The following is a 19,567-nucleotide window of genomic DNA, read 5'->3' on the forward strand; positions in this document are numbered from 1 at the left end:
GCTTCCTTGTTCATGGGTACTGGGCAATCTTGTGCCCATCAAAGTCACACACCAGCACCTGAATATCAAACTGATCGGGGTAGGTCAGACGCAAGGTCTGCACCACACGTTGCGCCAGAGTAGTGTGGAACACCGTGCCCAAGCCGAGTTCATCCATACGTTCACCGGCATACCGCGCGGTTTTGGCGGCGCGGATGTCGGCACACACCTCGGCTGCCACACCGAGTTCAGCCGCCAAGTCGGCCAGCAGCCCGGTGTCGACGTCGGCCCGCCCAGCGTGGGTGATGGTTTCACCCTGGGCGATTTTGGTGAGTTTGCCCACCATGCCGCCAATCACCACCTGCTTCACACCGGCTTTCACCGCCGCACTCATGGCGTAACGCAAAAAGTCACCCATCTGCACAAAGGCGGCCTCGGGCAGATGGGGCAGCTGTTCCATAACAAACTTTTCGGTGCGACCACCGGTGGTCAGCACCACCACCCCCTGCGGCAAGGTGCCAGCAACATGCACCCCCTGCACCACACTGGCCCGGTAGGCGGCGGTGGAATACGGTTTGACAATGCCGGTGGTGCCCAGAATGGAGATGCCACCCAGGATACCCAGGCGGGCGTTGGTGGTTTTTTTGGCCATCTCCTGGCCTTGTGGCACCGAAATCGTCACCTCCAAGCCTGCTTTGACGAGCAGCGCCCCGGCGGCTTGGCGCACATTAGTTTCGATGTTGCGGCGTGGCACCGGGTTGATGGCCGGGCCACCCACCTCCAGGCCCAAACCGGGCATCGTGACCCGACCGACACCCACACCACCAGCCAGCAACACCTTTCCTGGCAACTCAGCCAGCCAGCGCACATCGGCCGTTAAGTGGGCCTTGTCGGTGCAATCGGGGTCGTCACCCGCATCCTTGATCACCATGGCATGGGCACAAACCCCGTCACAACGACCATCGTGCACGGCAAAAGTCACCAAGTCACCATTGGGCAACTGGCATTCGACACTGTCAGGCACCTGACCGGTCACCAGGCCGATGACCGCCGCCCGCGCCGCCGCTGCGGAACACGCACCGGTGGTGAAACCGGTGCGTGTGCCACGCGGCACACTTTTGTCCATCACGCGATGCTGTCCTTGCTGTTGGCCTTGGCCTCCGCCATGCCCAGCAAAGCGTGGATGGCCGCCACCACCAGGGTCGAGCCGCCCTTGCGGCCACGGATCACCACCCAGGGTAAATCACTCTGCAAGGCCATCAAGTCTTTGGACTCAGCCGCCGATACAAAACCCACCGGCATGCCGACCACCAGGGCCGGGCGGACACCCTCTTCGCGGATCAGCCGCACCACTTCGATCAAAGCGGTGGGGGCGTTGCCAATGCCGACGATGGCACCGTCCAGCAGCCCCAGCCTGTGCGCCTTGCGCATGGCCTGCACCGCACGCGTGGTGCCCTGTGTCTGAGCCAACTCAATCACATCAGGATCACTGATGAACTGGTGGGTGCTGATGCCAAAGTGCGCCAGGCGCGGGGCAGACAGACCCACACAAATCATCTCGACATCGGCCACCACACGAGCCTGGCCCGAAAAAATGGCCGCCAGACCGGCGCTCACCGCCTGGGGATGAAATTCGGTCAAGCCATTGAAATCAAAGTCGGCATTGGCGTGGATCATGCGACGCACCACGGGCCACTGTTCTGGCGCGTAGTTGTGGGGACCGGCTTCGCGGTCGATCACCGCAAACGAATCGTGCTCGATGGCGCGGCCAGCGGCGGTGAGTTGTTCGGTGATGACATTGGGAGTGGACAAACTCATGCCGGGGCTCCGACATGGGGATGGTGGTGTCCATGCTCATGCTCATGCTCATGCTCATGCTCATGCTCATGCTCATGCTCATGCTCATGTTCATGTTCATGTTCATGAGGATGGTCGTGTTCGTGCGGGTGTGCATGGTCATGGCCGTGGTGTGTGCCATCGTCATGCAGGTGACCGCCTTGGCCATGTTCAACGGCAAACTCGCGGAACTTGCAGCCATCACAGGCCATCATCGCCGCGGGGCGACCAAGCCGGGCATCGTTCACACGTTGTTCCAGCACCTCAAACACTTCGGGCTCAAAACCAAAATAGTCGGTCAGCGCAAAACGCACCGTGGGGTACTGCGTCTTGAGGTTGGCCACCTGGCGCACGATGCGCGCCATCAGCGTGCCGTTGAACAGGTAATACGGCAACACCACCACCTGGGTCATGCCCAGCAGGTGCTGGCGCTGCACGACTTTCTCCAGGCGCGGGTAGGTGATGCCGGTGAACGCCACATCGACCAGCGGGTGGTCCGTTTCTTCCATCACCCAGCGCGCCATCTTGGCCATTTCGCCATTCGCGTGGCGGTCGGACGAGCCGCGCCCGAGCAAGACCACACCGGTGGTGGTGGGGTCGGGCATGTCCAGCGACTTCATCGCGGTTTTGAGGCGGCGCAGCACCACCTTCAACAGCAGGTCGCAAGCGGTCAACTCGGGGGTGTACAAAAACTGGACCCGTGGAAACCGGACACGTGCTGCGTCAATCGCCTGCGGGATGTCCATCTTGACGTGGCCCGCCGCATTCAGAATCAGCGGCACCACCATCACGCGGCCCGACTTGGCGGCGGCAGTATTCAAACCCTGCGCCAGCGTGATGTCGGCCAGCTCGATAAAACAAACCTCGATCGACCAGCTCGGCTGGCGTTGGCGCCACTGCTGGGCAAAAGCCAGGATTTCGTCGTTGCCGGAGGCCTCGCGTGAGCCGTGGCCCACCAGCAAAATGGTGTCAGAGGTCATGGGGTATCCAGGGTAAGTTGAGAAGCAGGCACGCTGGCCTGCCGGAAACGGTGGGTAAAGCTGGCGTCGTAGAGTTTGGATTTGGCCAGGGTGGTCCAATGCCGGGCGCCCAGTGTCGGGCTGGCGATGATCATCGACTGGCTGACCAGCTTGGCCTCGCGGCACAGGGCCTGGATGGTGGCCACGGTGCCACGCACAATCTTTTCTTCACCGGGCCAACTGGCCTTGTGCACCACCACCACGGGCGCATCACGCGACCAGCCCGCGGCGCTCAAGGCCGCAGTGACTTTGCCCAGCAGGGTGATGCTCAGAAAGATGCATAGGGTGCTGTGGTGGGCTGCCAGCTCTTGCAACGATTCACCCTCGGGCATGGGCGTGCGCCCTTCCATGCGGGTCAGAATCACGGTCTGGGTGACTTCGGGCAGGGTCAGGCTCTCGACCGCTGCTGCGGCAGAGGCCATGGCCGAGGACACCCCCGGCACCACCTGCACCGGCACACCCGCCGCATCCAGCGGCTGCACCAGCTCAATCAAGGCGCCGTACAGCCCGGGGTCTCCGGTCTGCAGGCGCACCACGGTCTCGCAGCGCGCCGCCTGCGTGATCAGCCAAGCCGACATGTCCTCCAAGGTCATGTCTTTGCTGTCCACAATGACGCAATCCGCTGGTGCCCAGCGGGTTGCGGCTTCGCTGACCAGGGAGCCAGCGAACAAAATGGCGCCCGCGCGCTCAATCAGCCCGCGGCCCTTGACGGTGATCAGGTCCGGGTCACCAGGACCGGCCCCCACAAACCAAACGCATCCGGGCTTGGGCTGCACCATGGATCAGGCCGCGCTGTACAGACGTTTGTCGACAGCGACCGAGCCTTGCAGGCGGTGCATCATCTTGGCCAATGCCAACACGCCCAGGTCGATCAGGGGTTCGGCCAACACAATGGTCATGTAGGCTGCGCCAAAGCTGGCAACACTGGCCAGGTTCTCAGCACCCACACCCCGGCCATACAAGGCCCAGAAGCCGACCCACACCACGATGCCACCTTGGTAAGCCACCGACAGCTTGAAGGCCTGGGCGTAGCTGATGTCCACATAAGCGGTGCTCTCAGGAATGATCTTGCGCGCCAGGGCGGCGGTGGCAAACAGCGGCACCAGCAGGGTGGTGACGTTCATGCCGTACTGCGGCAAATCGAACGGTGCAAAAAACAGGCCCTGAACCAACAAACCACCAGCTAGGCCAATGGCAGCCGGTGCCACACCAAATACCAGCAACAGGGTGGTACCCAGAATCAGGTGCACCTCGGAGACACCCACCGGGTGGTGCGGCAGCACTTCAAAAAAGCAGAACACCAAAGCCACGGCCATGGCAGAACGCAAAGCAAAAGCCAACAAGCCATCACGTTTGACGGTATTGACAGCCAACTTGGCCGCATACGCCAGGGCACCGGCGGCGGTGGCGACACTGAGGAAAATTTTGGCGCCTTCAACAAGGCCTGGTTCGATGTGCATGGTGTAACTCCTTTAAAAACGACGGATTGAAAAATAACGGGTGAACGCAGAGAAGAGCTGTCAGCAGTTGGGCACCTCCTGACGCAGGCGCAACAGCGCCTGTCTGACAAGGCCATGTGCAGCCATGCGTGTGAGCACCAGCGCGTGTTGCGCCATGATGTTGGGTGACCCAGCCGTTAAAAGCTAAGCAGGGTCAGCGCGCGGGCGAGCCCGACGCCCTGGCGGCGATGGCCGCAGCGCGGGTGACTCGGGCGATAGGGGTGTGTGGGACGGAAAAGAAAACGGGCGAACAAGCCCACGGCCAAGACAAGAGGCGCGCGACAGGGGGTCGAAGAGTCATCACAGAATTCACCGGCATCAAGCTCTCACCATCTTCCCCGACAGTGCCTGAGCGTCACGGTTGCCCGCACGCGAGCAACCACCTTGTTGGCCGGTATCCGGGCTGGTGGATGCCACCTCCATCGCCTTCCCAAGTGTCTGTTCAGAACACTCAGTGGCCTTGATGGGAGCTAAATCATGACGATTCGTCCACTTACCGTTGCGGGGGCAGCGCAGGTTAGGTGGGCTGTTGTCAGCCTGACCCTCCTGCTTCCCGTTGAACTGCGCCGTGTGAACCACGTCGCGAGCACCAACAGCGGAATTCTAACCACAGTTTTTGGCATGAAGCAGCCGGAAGCGCCCCGCGGGCTGCTTCAACTTCTCACCTTGGGCGTCGACTAAGACGTGCGGCGATTGCCATCCTGTGACGCTGCTGCGTCACCCTGCGCCACATCCTGCAAGAACAACACATCGTGCTGGACAAAAGCCAGCACCAGGGCGGCCAGGGCGGGGTAAACATCGAACCGGGTCGTGACTTGGCGGGATTTCTCGGCAAACATCGGGAGCCAGGTCATCAGTCCATCCTGCAGGAAAGCCGCCTGGTCCAGCGCTTGAACGCCGGCGCGCAGGTTGTCTTGCGGCGCTTGTTCGATCAGCTTGACCATCACCGCCAGGTAGATCGCCAGGTGGTCGGCGGGCTCCTTGAAGTCGTCCTGCAGCACCAGCGACGACTGCGCCAAAAACGACCGCATGCGTTGCTCGGTGGGCCCGCAAAACTGCGCCGCGTCGTTTTTGTAGCAGGAGCCATACGGCAAGGCGCCGGACTTGGCGTCCAGCAAGAACGCCTGGGCAAAGTCCGCCGCCAGTTCCAGGCGGGCGTAGGGCACCTCGCGCAGGCTGTGCAGCGCCGCTTGCAGGCGCTGGCTCTCAGGAGCCAGCCCGATGTTGGCCAGCCCCTGCAGCAGCCCATCCACTTCGCCGCCCAGGTAGGCGTTGAGTTGGGCGTCAGTCAACTCGGCGGCGTAGAGGCTGGAGAACCACCCGTAGACCACCGCGCGCTGCTGGCACGCCTGTTGCCACTGCGCCGCATCGAGCGCGCCCGATTCTGCGGCCCTCATGCTGAACGCACCGGTGTGCCGCTGGCATCGACCTCGGTCGGGCCGCCAAAGGCGGTGACTGCGGGTGCCGCGCCGATGAACTTCTCGATCTGCACCAGGCAGGTATTGGCGCTGGTGGCCTGGGCTAGGCTGGAGGTGCCGATGTCCAGCGTCAAGGTGTTCGGGTCGCCATAGGTGTCGAGCGCACCGACCTCGGGCCCGGTCGGGCCGTACCAGGCGCCTTCCTGAATGCGCACCACGCCGCTGGGGAAGTTGTCCGACACATGGGCACCGGCCAGCAACTGGCCGCGGTCGTTGAACACGCGCACCAGGTCGCCGTGCGCGATGCCGCGTGCCTTGGCATCGGCCGGGCTCAAGAAGACCGGTTCGCGGCCCTTGATGGCGTAGGTCGAGCGCAGCGGTTCGGACTCGCACAGCTGCGAGTGCAGGCGCTTGTCCGGGTGCACCGACTGCAGCCACAGCGGGAAGCGTTTGGAGTTGGGGCCGCCGTGCGAGCGCTCGGTTTTTTCCATCCAGATCGGGTGACCTTTGCAGTCGGCGTAGCCAAAGCGCTCGATCTTGCGGCTGAAAATCTCAATAAATCCCGACGGGGTGCCCAGCGCATTGACCTCGGCATCGTCACGAAAATCAGCATGACGCACCCAGGGTTTGCCTTCAGGAAACAGCACATAGCCCGTTTTCCAGAACTCGGCAAAAGGTGGCATGGGGAACTCCTTGAGGCCGTTTTCCTTGCGGCAGTCCTCGTAGAGTTTTTCGACCCACTGCATCTCGTTCATGCCACGGGTGTATTCCTCTTCGCGGTTGAAGCGGCGGCACAGGCCCTTGAAGATCTCGAAATCCGGGCGCGAGTGAAACAGCGGGTCCACCAGCTTGTGCATCGCCAGCACGCCGCGGTTGCTGTAGGAGCCGTAGGCGTCGATGTCGTTGCGCTCAAAGTGGGTGCAGGCCGGCAGCACGATGTCGGCAAAGCGGCAGGTGGCGGTCCAGTTGTAGTCGATCGCGACCACGGTTTCCAGCTGGCGGTAGGCCTGCTTCATGCGGTTGCGTTGCGACTGGCGGTGCCACTGGTTGCAGCCGGTGAAGATGGCCATCTTGTACGGCGCCAGCTTCACTTTGCCGCCATTGAAGTCGATCTCTTTGCCGGGCTCGAGCAGGGCGTCGATCACGCGAGCAATCGGCATGGTCGGGCTGTAGCCCTTGTAATCGGTGTTGTCGTACTTGGGCTTGCGACCCGGGTCCAGGTTGAGCGGGAAGGCGCCCGGCATGGCCGCGCCCGAGGACGACACGCCCACCGAGCTGTAGTGGTGGGCGTAGCTGATGCCGCCCCCGGGCAGGCCGATCTGGCCCAGCATGGCCGCCAGCACCGCGCCCATCCAGTACGGCTGCTCACCATGTTGCTGGCGCTGGATGGCCCAGCCGAAGATCAGCTGGGTGCGGTTTTTGGCCATTTGACGCGCCAGCTGGCGAATGCGCTGCGCGGGCACGCCGCAGATGGCAGCCGCCCACTCGGCGGTTTTTTCCACCTTGTCTTCGGTCTGGCCCAGCAGGTACGGCAGGAACCGATCAAACCCCAGGGTGTAGGTCTTGATGAAGCTCTTGTCGTACAGGTCTTCCTTGACCAGCGTGTGCGCAATGCCCAGCATCATCGCCACGTCGGTCATCGGGTTGATGTACTGGTGCTCGCAGCCCAGGTAATTCTGCGTCTTGCTCTTGACCGGGTCCAGACACAGCACCTGGATCTCTTTGGCGGCGACTTTTTTCTTGAGCTGCTCAAAGTAGGCGTAAGACTCGTGGGTTTCGGTGTTCCAGCCGACCTGCAGGTTCTTGATCGGGTCATTGGCCCAGAACACGATCATCTTGCTTTCTTTGAGGATCAACTCCCACGAGGTGCCCTGCGAATAAACCTCGGTCGAGCCCAGCACATAGGGCAGGATGGTTTGGCCAGCGCCGGTGGAGTAGTCGCCCACGGTGCCGACACTGCGGCCATGCATGCCGATGGCGCGGATCATGTGGTTGCCGCAGCTGTGCATCTGGCCCACCGTGCGCCAGCCGACCCCGGCGGTGTGCAGCGCCCACGGGCCGTAGGATTTTTGAACGCGCTCCAGCTCCTCGTAGAACAGGTCCAGCGCATCGTCCCAGCTGACGCGCACAAAACGGTTGTCGCCGCGCTGGGCGGTGTCACTGTGGTGGCGCTTCTTGTACCAGTCCAGCCGCACCATCGGGTAACGAATGCGCGAGGAGCTGTAGATCAGGCCGGGAATGCCCTTGATCATCTCGGTCGGGTGTTTGTCGTATTCAAACGGCCGCACTTCCACCACCCGGTCGTTGACCACCTTGGCGCGGATGGCGCCGAAGTGTGAGCCGGTGATCTTCCAGCCGGCCATGTCCTTGCCAGCGGCACTGGCCGCACCCGCAACAGCGCTGGCGCCGTCCCGGGCGGTCGCGGCCTGGGCCGGTGCGGCGCTCAGCAAGGCCGGGCCCACCAGCGTGGTGCCGGAAAAAGCCGCCAGTCCCTTTAAAAAATTGCGACGTGAGTAAGTCATGTTGGTCATCCTGTTCAAGGCCGTGCGGTTTGTAAAGTGGCGTCAGCAGCGGCTGCCGCATGGGGCTTGTTGCTGAAGTCCGACGAGTGCGATTGCAGGTACTTCAGCACCACCTTGGCGGTGTCGGCATCCATGCTGGTGAAGCCCACCATGCCGCCAAACAGACCCGGCCAGGCGTTGGCATCAATGTGCGACTCCAGCGGTTGGCGGTGGCACACGCTGCAACTTTGCGTGTAGGAGGCACGGGCGATGGTCCAGATGGGCTCCACGCTGTCGATCAGGCTGCCCTTCTTGATCCAGAGTTGGGCTTGTACCTGCTGCCATTCCAGCCCGGTGTTCGGGTCTTCCTGGCTGGCCAGGACCTTGACCAGTTCGGGTTTTTGCGCCACTGCCTTGTCCAGCACGGCGTTGGTGATGTTCAGGCCAAACTCGCCATACCAGACGCGGCCATAACCTTTGTTCTTGCGCCACAGCGTCAGCTCCACCTGTTGGGCGTCGCCCTGGGTTTGCAGCACCTTGACCTTGGCGGCCACTTCGATCGCACCCACTTTGCTCTTGAGCTCGGCGTCGGCAAACAAGTCTTGCGGCACCACGGTGTAGTAGTCCTTGCCACTGGACACGCTCTGGCCGATGGCACTGGACAACAAAGTGTCAAAGGCCGGGTTGCGCGCACCTTTCATGTCAGGCAACTGGTGGGCCACACCTTTGTGGCAATCGATGCAGCTCTGGTCGCGCGCGGCGGCATTGCGCATGGCGACTTGCGAGGTCGGGCGCATCTTGTCGAAGTCCATGTCCTTGTAGTCATGGCAGTTGCGGCATTCGCGTGAACCGTTGGCGGAAAAACGTGCCCACTCACGCTGGGCCAGCACCAGGCGGTGCTCCTTGAATTTTTCACGGGTGCCGATCTGGCCGGTGAACTGCGCCAGCACTTCGCGGCTGGCCTGCATCTTGCGCGCCAGCTTGTCGGTGAAGTCGTGGGGCACGTGGCAGTCCGGGCAGGTGGCGCGAACCCCGCTGCGGTTGCTCCAGTGCACGGTCTTTTGCAGCTCGGGCAGCAGGTTGTCGTGCATGGTGTGGCAGTTGAGGCAAAACTCTTCCTTGTTGGTGAGTTCCATGGCCGTGTTGAAGCCCTGCCAGGACAGGATGCCGGCCATGAAGCCGCCCGTCACCAGCACGCCCAGGCCAATCTTCATGGAAGGCCGCAGGAACAGCTGGCGGATAAATCTGAATAACTTTGTCATGATCTCTTTCTAGGCATGTGATGCGCTAGTCAATGGCGCGCGCACCGACGCGTCAAACCGGGTTGGCCTGCAAACTCAGCTCGGTGGTCCAAAGACCAGCAGCTGGGAGAACCAGACCAGAAACCCATACACCACCAGCAAGACGCCCATCAAGGCGGGCAGGCCGACCAGGGCCAGCAGCAAGAAATTGCGCCAGTCGCGCTGCGACCCGACAATGGCCGCCTCGCTTGAAAAATCATCCGGTTTGTTGTCCATGCTGGGTCCTATGGCAATGTGCGTTGACGAAGTGAATGCCGCAATCACGCATTCACCGGCTGCGGATGATTTTGCTCAGCGGGTATGAACTGACTGGTGAAATTTGTGAATGGCGCCCTGTGTTGTGTTAACCGCATTAACCAAACCTGGCGGGTTCGGCCCTGGCCCGAGCTGACCGCTGGATAATCCGGCCACTTTTTATGAACCCAGCCTGTGGAAAATAGCCCTGTCAAACTTCTGGTGGTCGACGACGACCCCATCACCTGCAAACGCCTGGAGGCCTATTTCACGGCCGAAGGTTATGTCGTTTTTCTGGCCCACAACGGGCAGGAGATGGGGCGTGTGCTGGCCAGCCAGGACATTTCCGTGCTGCTGCTCGATGTTGGCCTGCCCGGCAAAGACGGTCTGGAACTGGCACGCGAGCTGCGCGCCCGCGACGACGGGATAGGCATCATCCTGATCAGTGGCCATGATGATGATGTCGACAAAATTGTCGGCCTGGAGTCCGGCGCGGATGACTACGTCACCAAACCCTTCAATGCGCGCGAGTTGCTGGCCCGCGTCAAGATCGTTCTGCGCAGTGCACGCCGACAGCAAAAAGCCAGCGTCACCCCCAGCCTGACCCTGGGCCGCTGGCACTTCGATCTCAAACAACGGCGCTTGCTGGACCCGCAAGGGCAGCAGGAGGTGCTGACCCGCGGCGAACTGGAGTTGTTGTCCGCCCTGGCCAGCCATCCGGGCACGGTGCTCAGCCGGGAGCGTTTGATGCAGAACGTCAGCCACCGGGCCTGGGACCCGAGCGACCGCACCATTGATGTGCTGATCTCGCGGCTTCGTGACAAGCTGGAGGACGACCCAAAAAAACCCAAGCTGATCGTCACCGTGCGCAGCGAAGGCTACGTCCTGATGCAGGACGCCAGCCCGCGTTAACCTGGCCGGTTCTGTGCCAGCACATGCTGGCGCAGAGCCTGGCAACTTTGCACGGTCGTGGCCTGGAGCCGGGCCAACAGATCGGCCAGGTGCCCGTTGTCGGTGCCCACGGCGCCCGCGGCCAGCTCCAGTTCGCGGGTGGCTGACATGACCCGGACCAAGCCCAGATTGGCCGCCGAGCTGTGCAGCCGGTGTGCCAGTTTCCCCAGCGCCACCCCATCACCGGCTTGCCGGGCGGTTGCCATCTGATCCAACGTGGCAGCCGCGGTGTCTTCGAACAGGGCCAGCAACTCGACCAGCATGGGGGCACCCAGCGTGTCGATTTCGGTGGCCAGAAAGGCCAGATCCAGCCAGTCAGCGTCACCATCATGGGTTGGGGCTGGGGCTGGCGCCGGGCGCTCAACACCCGTGCCAGGCCTGGCCTGCGTCACGTCAACCAGCACCCGGGCCAGGTCGTCCAGCGTGAACGGTTTGCTCAAAAAACCTGCCAGACCGGCTTCGACCTGGGCCGCCTGGGTTTGTTCTGCCAGATGCGCCGACATCACGATGACCGGCACGTGGGCCCAGCGCCCTTGCGCCAGGGCGTGGATGTCACGCGCCACCTCCAGACCCGAACGGCCGGGCAGGCTGATGTCCATCAGGATGGCATCGACCGCCTGGGTCTGCTGCGCCAGTTGTTCCAGCGCTTGGGCACCGTCCGCAGCAAGCAGGCCACGGTGTTGCAGCAATTCCAGGTAACGGGCACAGACCAGCCGGTTGATCGGATCGTCCTCCACCACCAGCACCGTCAGCGGGTGCAGCGCCACAGGCGGCTGCTGTGCCTCGGGCCTGGTCGGCATGGCCGGCGCGACGGCCAGTTCAAGACGGAAGGTGACGCAGGTGCCACGCCCCGGCGCCGAGGTCAAGCGGATGTCACCGCCCATGGCCTGGATCAGACGCTGGCAAATCGCCAGACCCAGACCGGTGCCGCCATGGCGCTGATGCGCAGTTTCTTCGACCTGGAAAAAGGGCTTGAACACCTCGGCACACTGCGACTCGGGGATGCCGATGCCGGTATCGACCACCGCCACACTGAGGCGCTTGCGCTGCGGGTCGGCGGTGTCCTGTGCCTCAACCACCACGCTCACGCTGCCGTGGTCGGTGAACTTGATGGCATTGCCGATCACGTTAAGTAGCACCTGGTTGATTTTGCGGCGGTCACCCACCATGAACCGGGGGACATCGGGCGCCACCTGAGACCGCAGGGCAATGCCCTTGCTTTGGGCGGGCAACAACTGCAAGGACAGCATCGCGTCCAGGGTTTCGCGCAGGTCGAACGGCTCCAACAGCAGGTCGAGCTTGCCGGCCTCGATGCGCGAGAAGCTGAGCATGTCCTCGAAAATCTCCAGCAAGGTGCGGTTGGCGTAGTCGATCATCTGCAGGTACTCCCGCTGCCGGGCATCGGGGTGGGTCTGCTGCAGCAGCTGCACGGCGCCGCTGACCCCACTCAAGGGGGTGCGCAGTTCATGGCTCAAACTGCCCAGGAAGATGTTTTTGGCCTTGTTGGCGTCTTCCGCCTGCTGCCGCGCCACGGCGTGCTCGGCCACCTCATGCTCGAGCAATTGGTTGGTGCGCTTGAGTTCGGCGGTGCGCTCGGCCACCTGGCTTTCCAGAGCCTCCTGGTGCTGGCGCAACGCCTGTTCCAGCCGCTCGCGCTCACGGACGTTCTGGCGAACCTGTTCCAGCGCGTGGCTCAGCGGCGCCAGCAGGTCCTGGTCGGAGGTCGTCAGACTGATGTCATAGTTGCCGGTGCTGAGGGCGCGAACGGCGGTTTCCATGCCTTTCAGGCGCGTCACCACATGGTGGCGAAAAACCGCCCAAAAGATCACAAACAGCCCCACACAGCACAAAGCCGCCACCAGCAGGAAGCCGACGAACACCCGATCAACGGCGCGCTGGCTCCCGGTTCTGGCGGTGTCAATGGCCTTGCCGGCGGCCGTGGCCAGCGCGCTGGCGTGTTGGTTGAACTGCGCGACCCAGGCACTGCCCTGGTGGCCAGACTGCGCCAGGGCGGCAGCCTGGGCCAGCGACTGCCGGTGCAGGGCAAACGGGCTGTCAGCGCCTGCGCTGGCCAGCACCTTGTACTGCGCCAGGCTGTCTTGTTGCAGGCTGGGGTCGCGCAGGTCCTGGATGCGGCGCTTGAGCGTGCTCAGGTCAGTGGCGAAGCGGGTCTCGATGGCGGCGATCACCTCGTCCTGCTGCGCAGCTTGCAACTGGTCAAGCGCCGTTTTCAGGCTGGAGCACAAGAGCTGCAGCTCTGACATGCGCTCCATCGCGTCAATGTCCACCTCGATCAGCCGGTCCAGGGTGAGCAGCAACTGGCCTGATTGGCTGTCCTTGTCCAGCAGCCGGTACAGATTGGCAATGTTGGCGGTGGTCGTGGCCGAGGCGTTGGCCACCAGAAATTCCGACAAGCGCAGCAGGGCGTCAACCGCCGTGCGCTGCCGTGCCAGGGCGGCGCTTTCGCTTTGCTGGGTGGCGATGCGTGCCAGCGTCTGTTCCACCTGGCGCTGGACATTCGCCGCCATGGCCTGGACGGTTGCGCGCATCGGGCCACGCAAGTCATGGGCAAAGGGCTGCTGCTCAAGCTGATCCAGCACCTGCGCCATGCCGTTGAGCTGTTCGGTCAGATTCTGGCCAAGCCGCCGGGTTTCATCCGCACTTTGCGCCCGCTGCAACTGTTCCAGCCAGGCCGAAATGCGGGAATTGCGGTGGACCAGGTCTTGCACCGACTCCATGGCCGGGATCGCCTCGTTGACAATTTTTCCGTGGCTGGCCACCACCTGCTCAAAGCTGAGCCAGGCCAGGGTGGCCAACACCACCGTCAGCAGGGCCGCCACCCCGAACACCGCCAGCATCTTGCCGACCAGGCCCGGGCCCAGGCTGTCTTCACGCCGCAAGGCATTGGCGAGCCAGGCAGGAAAACGCTCATGAAGACGTAAGATGCGCAAGACTGTCCTGACTGCCTGATGAAAAAATTGTTGATGAAAGCCTACTGCCAGCGATCACCCAGGGGCCTGGCCAGCCTGGCCGCCATGCTGCTCCTGATGCTGGCGCAGCCACCGGTGCAGGCCACCGAGCTGGTCCGCTGGGAGCCGCCATTCTCCTACGAAGGCACGGCAACCCCGCTGACCTACCAAGCGGCTGCCCTGCCCACCCGGCCCTGGCGTCTGTGCATCGTGATTCCCCACATCAAGGACGCCTATTGGCTGGCGGTGAATTACGGGATGCTGGAAGAGGCCCGCCGCCTGGGGGTCAAGCTGCGCATCCAGGAAGCCTGGGGTTATGCCCACCTGCAGCGTCAGCGCGATCTGCTGCAGAACTGTGCCGCCATGAACCCGGTGGACGCCATCATTCTGGGCACCGTGTCTTATGCGGGGCTGAGCGACATCATCCAGACCGTGAGCCGCCGAACACCCGTGTTTGCCACCGTCAACGACATCGCCAATGAGGGCTTGAGTGGCAAGGTGGGGGTGCCCTGGTACCAGATGGGGCATTTGATGGGCCGCTATCTGGTCAAGCGTCACCAGAATGACCGCACCGACATCCCCGTGGCCTGGTTTCCCGGACCACGCGCGGCTGGCTGGGTGCCCTTTGTGGACCGGGGCTTTCGCGATGCAATCCGCAACAGTCCGATTCGCATCGTCACCACGGGTTGGGGCGATACCGACAAATCGGTCCAGCGCAATCTGGTTCAGGTCGCGCTCGACCAGCACCCCAAAGTGCGCTATCTGGTGGGCAATGCCATGATGGCCGAGGCGGCCGTGAGCATCTTGCGCGAAAAAGGCCGGGAACACCAGACGCAGATCCTCTCCACCTATTTCACCCCGGGGGTCTACCGGGGCATTGCCCGTGACAAGATTTTGGCCGCCCCCACCGATTCACCGGTGCTTCAAGGGCGGCTCTCGATTGGCCAGGCAGTTGACATGCTGGAGGGCCGCCCTTACGTCAGACACCTGGGGCCGGTCATCCAGGTGATCGATCACGCCGGACTCCCGTCGGTTGATCTGGATGCGTCCCTTTCTCCGCCTACTTTTTCCCCTCAATTCAACTACGTGCCGTAACGGCTATGCTTGCGCCATGCAACTCTCCACGACCTTGAGCCTGCTGGCGCTGTCCCTGTTGACGGCGTGCAGCAGTTATGCGCCACCGGCCAACGTGACCAGCCTGACCCAAGCCCAACTGGTGGCAAAAATGGGCCCACCCGACACGGTGCGCCAGACCGCCAGCGGCACCCGGCTGGAATTCCCGCGCGGGCCGATGGGGCACCACACCTGGTTTGTGGACGTGGATGGCGCAGGCCACATCGTCCAAGCCGAGCAGGTGCTGACCGAAGGGAACTTCAACCTCATCACCCCGGGCATGACGCAGGACGAGGTCCGCCAGCGCCTCGGGCGGCCCAGCGAGACGCAGGGGCTGGGCCGCGCGCGTGGTGTGGTGTGGAGCTACCGGTACGAAAACTACGCGTGCCAGTGGTTCCAGGTGGAGTTGTCCCAAGAGCAGCAGGTGCGCTCAACGGGTTATGGCCAGCCCCCGGAATGCCTGCGCAATGACAATGACATCCTCTTTCCGTGACAGCGTTCAGGCCCTCGGCGCACCAAGCGCCTGAACGCCACCGCGTGACCGAATCAGGCTGACACCGTTTCCGGCGCCAGCGCACTGGGCGCCATGAACCGGGCCATCTTGTCCCGAAAGGCGGCGGGCATCGGCGCCACCTGCTGGGTGGTGTAGTCAAAAAACACGATGCCGGTTTTGCCGCGCGCCACCTCACGCCGGGTGGTTTGCTCGTTCATCGACCACACCAGATCGAAGCCTTTGCGACCCAGGTCGGCCGCACCCAGGCTGACCACCATCACCTCGCCGTGAAACGCTTCGGAGCGGTACTGCAGCGCCGCATCAGCCACCAAGATCCCGACGCCTTCGACGTCAAGTTCGGTGTAACCAAGTGATTTGAAAAACCGCACACGCGCCTCGGACACCACGCTGAGCAACAGGGCGTTGTCCAGATGGCCGCCATAGTTCATATGGCTCTGGTACAGCAGGATGTCGGTAGAAAAGGCGAACTGGCGGGGGAGTTGGATGTGGATGCGGGCCATGGGGCAACTTGGAGGGTGAAGCAGACCAGGATTGGACCACGGCTAGTCAACGGGTGCAAAACGTGGCACCGAACCCTGCGCCGTTGCCACCTGTGCCAAAAAATCCGCCACCGGACGCATCCACAGCACATCCTGTTGGTCGCCCTGGCAGGGCCGGTACAAGACGCCGGGCTGCAAGGTGGCCTCGATCAGACAGGTGCCGATCACAGTGTAGCGCCCGCCCTTGTAGTGCCGAAACTGGGCACCCGGAACGATCTGGCCCAGGGCCGTTGCGGCGGCGGGCAGCGGCGCCGTGGTGGTCAGCAGCTGTTGCCGCAGAAGGTCGTTGTCTTGCCGCAAACGTGTGATCTCGTCCTTCAAGCTGTCTGCCACGGCGGTGACGCGCTCACGGCTGGCATCGCGGGTGTGCGCCAGTTTGGCAGACAGCCCGTCAAGCCAGGCCAGGATGTCCACGCGGGTGGTGTCTTTGTGCAGCGGGTTTTGCAGCGTGGCTTTTTTGACATCGGCCCGACGACACAGCTCGGACTGCGTGACGCGCCCGTGGTTGAACGGGTAAATGCCTTGGTTGGCCACGATGTCGGCTTCAATCTCGGCCATGGCCTGTTGCAATCGTTTCAGGGCCGCCTCGGTGCGGGCGTTTCCTTTGTCAGTGACGGTGATGGGCATGGTGGGTGGCGTTGTCTTGTGCAGGGCCATCAGTTTACGTGCCTGTGCAAGCCACAATCCACCCCACCCACCCGCCCTTCAGAAGCACCGACCATGAACCCACTGCAAGCCGAGCTGCACCGCCTTTACCTGCCAGACCACCCGCCCGCCGATGCCCAGCACCCGGCAGGTAACGAGGCGGGTTTGATCGACGCCAACGGGCATGTTCGGGCCATGGTGCTGGCGGTGGCGCAGCTGGCTGGTTGCAGTTGCGTGCTGGCGCTGTGGCAAGGCGTTCAGGACGAGCTGGGCCTGCCCGCTGCCGCCATGGCGGTATCGGGCAGCGGCTACCAGGTCTGGTTTTCCCTTCGGGAGCCGGTGCCTGCGGCGCAGGCGATGGTGTTTCTTGAATCGCTGCGGCAGCGTTACCTGGCTGAGGTGTCGCCACGGCACGTGGTCATGTGGCCCGTGGCAGAGGCGTCCGGTCAGATCCAACACGCCCGAAGGGTGCCCGCCCTGCAGGCCGACACCGGCCATTGGTCCGCGTTTGTGGCGCCGGGCCTGATCAGCATGTTTGCTGACGAACCCTGGCTTGACCTGCCGCCCAGCGACGAGGCGCAGGCCAAGCTGCTGGCGAATTTCGAGAGCATGTCGCCCGCCGGGTTTCGCCAGGCGCTGGCGCGGCTGCGTCCTTCAGGTGCTGCGGCGGCACCGGATACGGCCCTGGCCGCTGTGGACATGACCGGTGGTGCCAACGCCCCGCGCGACGCAGCCTACACGTTCACCGGCGAGAGCACCGACCCACAACGATTTTTGCTCGCCGTGATGAACGACCCGGCCATCGAGATGCACTTGCGCATCGAAGCGGCCAAAGCCTTGTTGCCCTACGGTGCCGGATCAGACCGGCGCTGATCCCGCGCCCGGCACAACGGGTGACGAACGTAGGTAGTAGTCATTGCTGATCTGGTGAATCAGCAGCACGTCAATGCCCACCATGCCCGCGCGGGCGGCGGCCTCCAGGCCGAGTTGGGAATCTTCAAACACCACACATTGGCGGGCATCCACACCGAGTAATTCGGCACAGCGCAGAAAGGTGTCGGGCGCGGGTTTGGGGTTGGCCACCTGGTCGGCGCCCACCACCACATCGAGGTACTTCTCCAGGCCGCATTGTTGGAGCACCAGCCGCGCCTCGGGCGTGTTGGCACCGGTGCCAATGGCCATGGGTTTGATGCCGTGGTACTTTTTCACCACGTCGATCAGCGCCGTGGGGCGCACAAAGCGATGCACGTTTTCGCGCACGCACTGCTCCTTGAACTCGTTCATCTCATGCACGCTGGCCTGCACTTGGCAGTTGAACTTCTGGATCAGAATCTCCAGCGTTTCCTTGGTCGGCACACCCGCCAGGGAGCGCATCAACGGGCCGTCGATCGGGATGCCGTACTTGGTCAACGTGGCGGTCCAGCTGAATTCGTGCAGCTGGCCGCTGTCGACCAGCGTGCCATCCATGTCAAAAATCAGAGCTACATAGTCATCGTACATAAGGGCTAGAGGCAGAGATCCCTGTTGTCAGAGTCCCTGGTTCAAGTGGTAATAGGCAGCATTGTGGCGCAGCTCGGTTTTGATGCCGCGCACCGTGGTGTCGGCGCCGATCACCACGGCTTCAATGCCGGCCATCTCGGCCAGGTCCACCGCTTCGTCAGCGGTGATGCCCTGGGTGTAGGCGCTGTGGTGGGCGCCACCAGCATGGATCCAGGCCGCTGCGGCCACTGCCAGGCTGGGGCGAGGCTCCCACAACGCCTTGGCCACCGGCAGATTCGGCAACTCTTGCGCTGGCGTGACGGTATCGACCTCGTTGATGATCATGCGGAAACGGGTGCCCATGTCGATCACCGAGATATTGATCGCCGGGCCCGCTTTGCCGGTGAACAGCAGGCGTGCGATGTCCTTGCGGCAACCGATGGTGTGCAAATGCACTTCCAGCTTCGGTTTCGCGGCGGCAATCGACGGGCAGACTTCGAGCATGTGTGCGCCCAGCACCTGGCCGACAGCGCCAAAGTTGTAGGTGTAGTCCTCCATGAACGAGGTTCCACCGCTGCGTCCCTTGGACATGACCTTGGCGATACGCACCATGGCGGCGGTTTTCCAGTCACCTTCACCACCGTAGCCAAAACCCTGACTCATCAGGCGCTGGGTGGCCAGGCCGGGCAGGTTGGTGGTGCCGGTCAGGTTTTCAAAACAGTTGGTGAAGGCACCAAAGCCGCCCTCGGTCAGGAACTTGTGCAGGCCCAGTTCCAGGCGGGCTTCGTTTTGCAACATCTCAAACTGGTGGGCATCGGCCAGCAGGGCGGGTGACACCTCGTAGTCTGCCTTGTAGATCTCGATTTGCTGGGCCACTTGGGCATCGGTGATGGTGGCTACGGCTTCCTGCAGGTCACCCAGGCCAAAGGCGTGCACCTCGTAGCCGAACTGGATCTGCGCCGAGACCTTGTCGCCTTCGGTCACTGCCACCTGGCGCATGTTGTCGCCCAACCGCGCGACCTTCAGGTTCTGGCTCTCAAACCAGCCCATGGCCACGCGGCACCAGCTGTCGATGTCGGCCTGCACACGCGGCTCGGCCCAATGCCCCACCACCACCTTGCGGTCTTGGCGCAGGCGGGTGCTGATGTGGCCGAACTCGCGGTCACCGTGGGCGCTCTGGTTCAGGTTCATGAAATGCATGTTGATGTCGGCAAACGGCAGTTCGGCGTTGAACTGGGTGTGCAGATGCATATAGGGTTTGCGCAGCGCCTTCAGACCGGCAATCCACATCTTGGCGGGTGAAAAGGTGTGCATCCACAGGATGACGCCGACACAGTTGGGCGCGCTGTTGGCGGCCTGGCAGACCGCCAGGATGTCGGTGGGTGATACCACCGTGTCTTTTGCCACGATCTTGATCGAGATGGCCTCGCAGGCACTCAGGCGGCTGGCAATGGTCTGGCTGTTCTCAGCCACTTGCGCCAGCACGCCCGGGCCGTACAGGTGTTGTGAGCCGGTGATCAGCCAGACTTCCTTGTTGTCAAAAACTTTCATGGTGTGTTCCTTCCTCAAG

The 19,567-nt window shown here is 62.9% G+C and carries 18 protein-coding genes and 1 riboswitch; of the genes, 4 read left to right on the forward strand and 14 right to left on the reverse strand.

From position 1 onward, the window contains the following. Positions 1-10: 10 nt before the first annotated feature. The 9 genes from LHU53_RS05205 to LHU53_RS05245 form a co-directional block, all read right to left on the reverse strand. Positions 11-1,108 (reverse strand): cobalt-precorrin-5B (C(1))-methyltransferase, encoded by a 1,098-nt coding sequence (locus LHU53_RS05205; RefSeq protein ID WP_227331034.1) that lies wholly within the window; start codon positions 1,106-1,108, stop codon positions 11-13. After that, positions 1,105-1,791 (reverse strand): precorrin-8X methylmutase, encoded by a 687-nt coding sequence (locus LHU53_RS05210; protein WP_304621923.1) that lies wholly within the window; start codon positions 1,789-1,791, stop codon positions 1,105-1,107. The genes LHU53_RS05205 and LHU53_RS05210 overlap by 4 nt, the downstream gene beginning before the upstream one ends. A gap of 2 nt (positions 1,792-1,793) precedes the next feature. Further along, on the reverse strand, positions 1,794-2,795 hold the full coding sequence (locus LHU53_RS05215; protein WP_227331037.1) for a sirohydrochlorin chelatase: 1,002 nt from the start codon (positions 2,793-2,795) through the stop codon (positions 1,794-1,796). Then, positions 2,792-3,613 carry a precorrin-4 C(11)-methyltransferase gene (cobM, locus tag LHU53_RS05220; RefSeq protein WP_227331038.1) on the reverse strand — a complete coding sequence of 274 codons (822 nt, stop codon included), beginning with the start codon at positions 3,611-3,613 and terminating at the stop codon, positions 2,792-2,794. The genes LHU53_RS05215 and cobM overlap by 4 nt, the downstream gene beginning before the upstream one ends. A 3-nt stretch (positions 3,614-3,616) precedes the next feature. Further along, positions 3,617-4,294, reverse strand: coding sequence for an energy-coupling factor ABC transporter permease (locus tag LHU53_RS05225; protein ID WP_227331040.1), 678 nt, complete (start codon positions 4,292-4,294; stop codon positions 3,617-3,619). Positions 4,295-4,704: 410 nt separating this feature from the next. Next, positions 4,705-4,942: riboswitch (cobalamin riboswitch) on the reverse strand. Positions 4,943-5,010: 68 nt separating this feature from the next. Continuing rightward, positions 5,011-5,730: a molecular chaperone TorD gene (gene torD, locus LHU53_RS05230; protein WP_227331041.1), complete on the reverse strand. Its 720-nt coding sequence runs from the start codon at positions 5,728-5,730 to the stop codon at positions 5,011-5,013. Beyond that, positions 5,727-8,273, reverse strand: coding sequence for a trimethylamine-N-oxide reductase TorA (gene torA / locus LHU53_RS05235; protein WP_227331042.1), 2,547 nt, complete (start codon positions 8,271-8,273; stop codon positions 5,727-5,729). The genes torD and torA overlap by 4 nt, the downstream gene beginning before the upstream one ends. Before the next feature lie 14 nt (positions 8,274-8,287). Beyond that, positions 8,288-9,514 carry a pentaheme c-type cytochrome TorC gene (gene torC / locus LHU53_RS05240; RefSeq protein ID WP_227331044.1) on the reverse strand — a complete coding sequence of 409 codons (1,227 nt, stop codon included), beginning with the start codon at positions 9,512-9,514 and terminating at the stop codon, positions 8,288-8,290. A gap of 75 nt (positions 9,515-9,589) precedes the next feature. Further along, a complete protein-coding gene (locus LHU53_RS05245) occupies positions 9,590-9,769 on the reverse strand; it encodes a periplasmic nitrate reductase, NapE protein (protein ID WP_227331046.1) in 180 nt (59 codons plus the stop codon). 213 nt (positions 9,770-9,982) lie between these two features. On the opposite strand from LHU53_RS05245, the gene LHU53_RS05250 reads away from it, so the two are divergent. Beyond that, positions 9,983-10,699: a response regulator gene (locus LHU53_RS05250; RefSeq protein WP_227331047.1), complete on the forward strand. Its 717-nt coding sequence runs from the start codon at positions 9,983-9,985 to the stop codon at positions 10,697-10,699. Here LHU53_RS05250 and LHU53_RS05255 read toward each other — a convergent pair. Continuing rightward, a complete protein-coding gene (locus LHU53_RS05255) occupies positions 10,696-13,689 on the reverse strand; it encodes an ATP-binding protein (RefSeq protein ID WP_227331049.1) in 2,994 nt (997 codons plus the stop codon). The two genes, LHU53_RS05250 and LHU53_RS05255, sit on opposite strands and share 4 nt — an antisense overlap. An 18-nt stretch (positions 13,690-13,707) precedes the next feature. Between LHU53_RS05255 and torT the strand changes: the two genes are divergently transcribed. Together torT and bamE are read left to right on the forward strand one after the other, a co-directional pair. After that, positions 13,708-14,802, forward strand: coding sequence for a TMAO reductase system periplasmic protein TorT (gene torT / locus LHU53_RS05260; RefSeq protein WP_227331050.1), 1,095 nt, complete (start codon positions 13,708-13,710; stop codon positions 14,800-14,802). Positions 14,803-14,818: 16 nt separating this feature from the next. Continuing rightward, positions 14,819-15,313 carry an outer membrane protein assembly factor BamE gene (gene bamE, locus LHU53_RS05265; RefSeq protein ID WP_227331052.1) on the forward strand — a complete coding sequence of 165 codons (495 nt, stop codon included), beginning with the start codon at positions 14,819-14,821 and terminating at the stop codon, positions 15,311-15,313. A 53-nt stretch (positions 15,314-15,366) separates the two neighbouring features. Here the strand turns inward: bamE and LHU53_RS05270 are convergent, their stop codons facing one another. Then, positions 15,367-15,834 (reverse strand): thioesterase family protein, encoded by a 468-nt coding sequence (locus tag LHU53_RS05270; RefSeq protein ID WP_227331054.1) that lies wholly within the window; start codon positions 15,832-15,834, stop codon positions 15,367-15,369. A 42-nt stretch (positions 15,835-15,876) separates the two neighbouring features. Then, entirely contained in the window at positions 15,877-16,500 is a 624-nt protein-coding gene (locus LHU53_RS05275) for a DUF1653 domain-containing protein (protein ID WP_227331055.1), read from the reverse strand. A gap of 93 nt (positions 16,501-16,593) precedes the next feature. On the opposite strand from LHU53_RS05275, the gene LHU53_RS05280 reads away from it, so the two are divergent. Next, positions 16,594-17,391 carry a hypothetical protein gene (locus LHU53_RS05280; protein WP_227331057.1) on the forward strand — a complete coding sequence of 266 codons (798 nt, stop codon included), beginning with the start codon at positions 16,594-16,596 and terminating at the stop codon, positions 17,389-17,391. Here LHU53_RS05280 and LHU53_RS05285 read toward each other — a convergent pair. Continuing rightward, positions 17,377-18,018 (reverse strand): beta-phosphoglucomutase family hydrolase, encoded by a 642-nt coding sequence (locus LHU53_RS05285; RefSeq protein ID WP_227331058.1) that lies wholly within the window; start codon positions 18,016-18,018, stop codon positions 17,377-17,379. The genes LHU53_RS05280 and LHU53_RS05285 overlap by 15 nt on opposite strands. Before the next feature lie 27 nt (positions 18,019-18,045). Beyond that, positions 18,046-19,548 (reverse strand): L-arabinose isomerase, encoded by a 1,503-nt coding sequence (gene araA / locus LHU53_RS05290; protein WP_227331060.1) that lies wholly within the window; start codon positions 19,546-19,548, stop codon positions 18,046-18,048. Between the last annotated feature and the right edge of the window lie 19 nt (positions 19,549-19,567).

It is taken from the genome of Rhodoferax sp. U2-2l, from assembly GCF_020594515.1.
Classification (GTDB): Bacteria; Pseudomonadota; Gammaproteobacteria; order Burkholderiales; family Burkholderiaceae_C; genus Rhodoferax.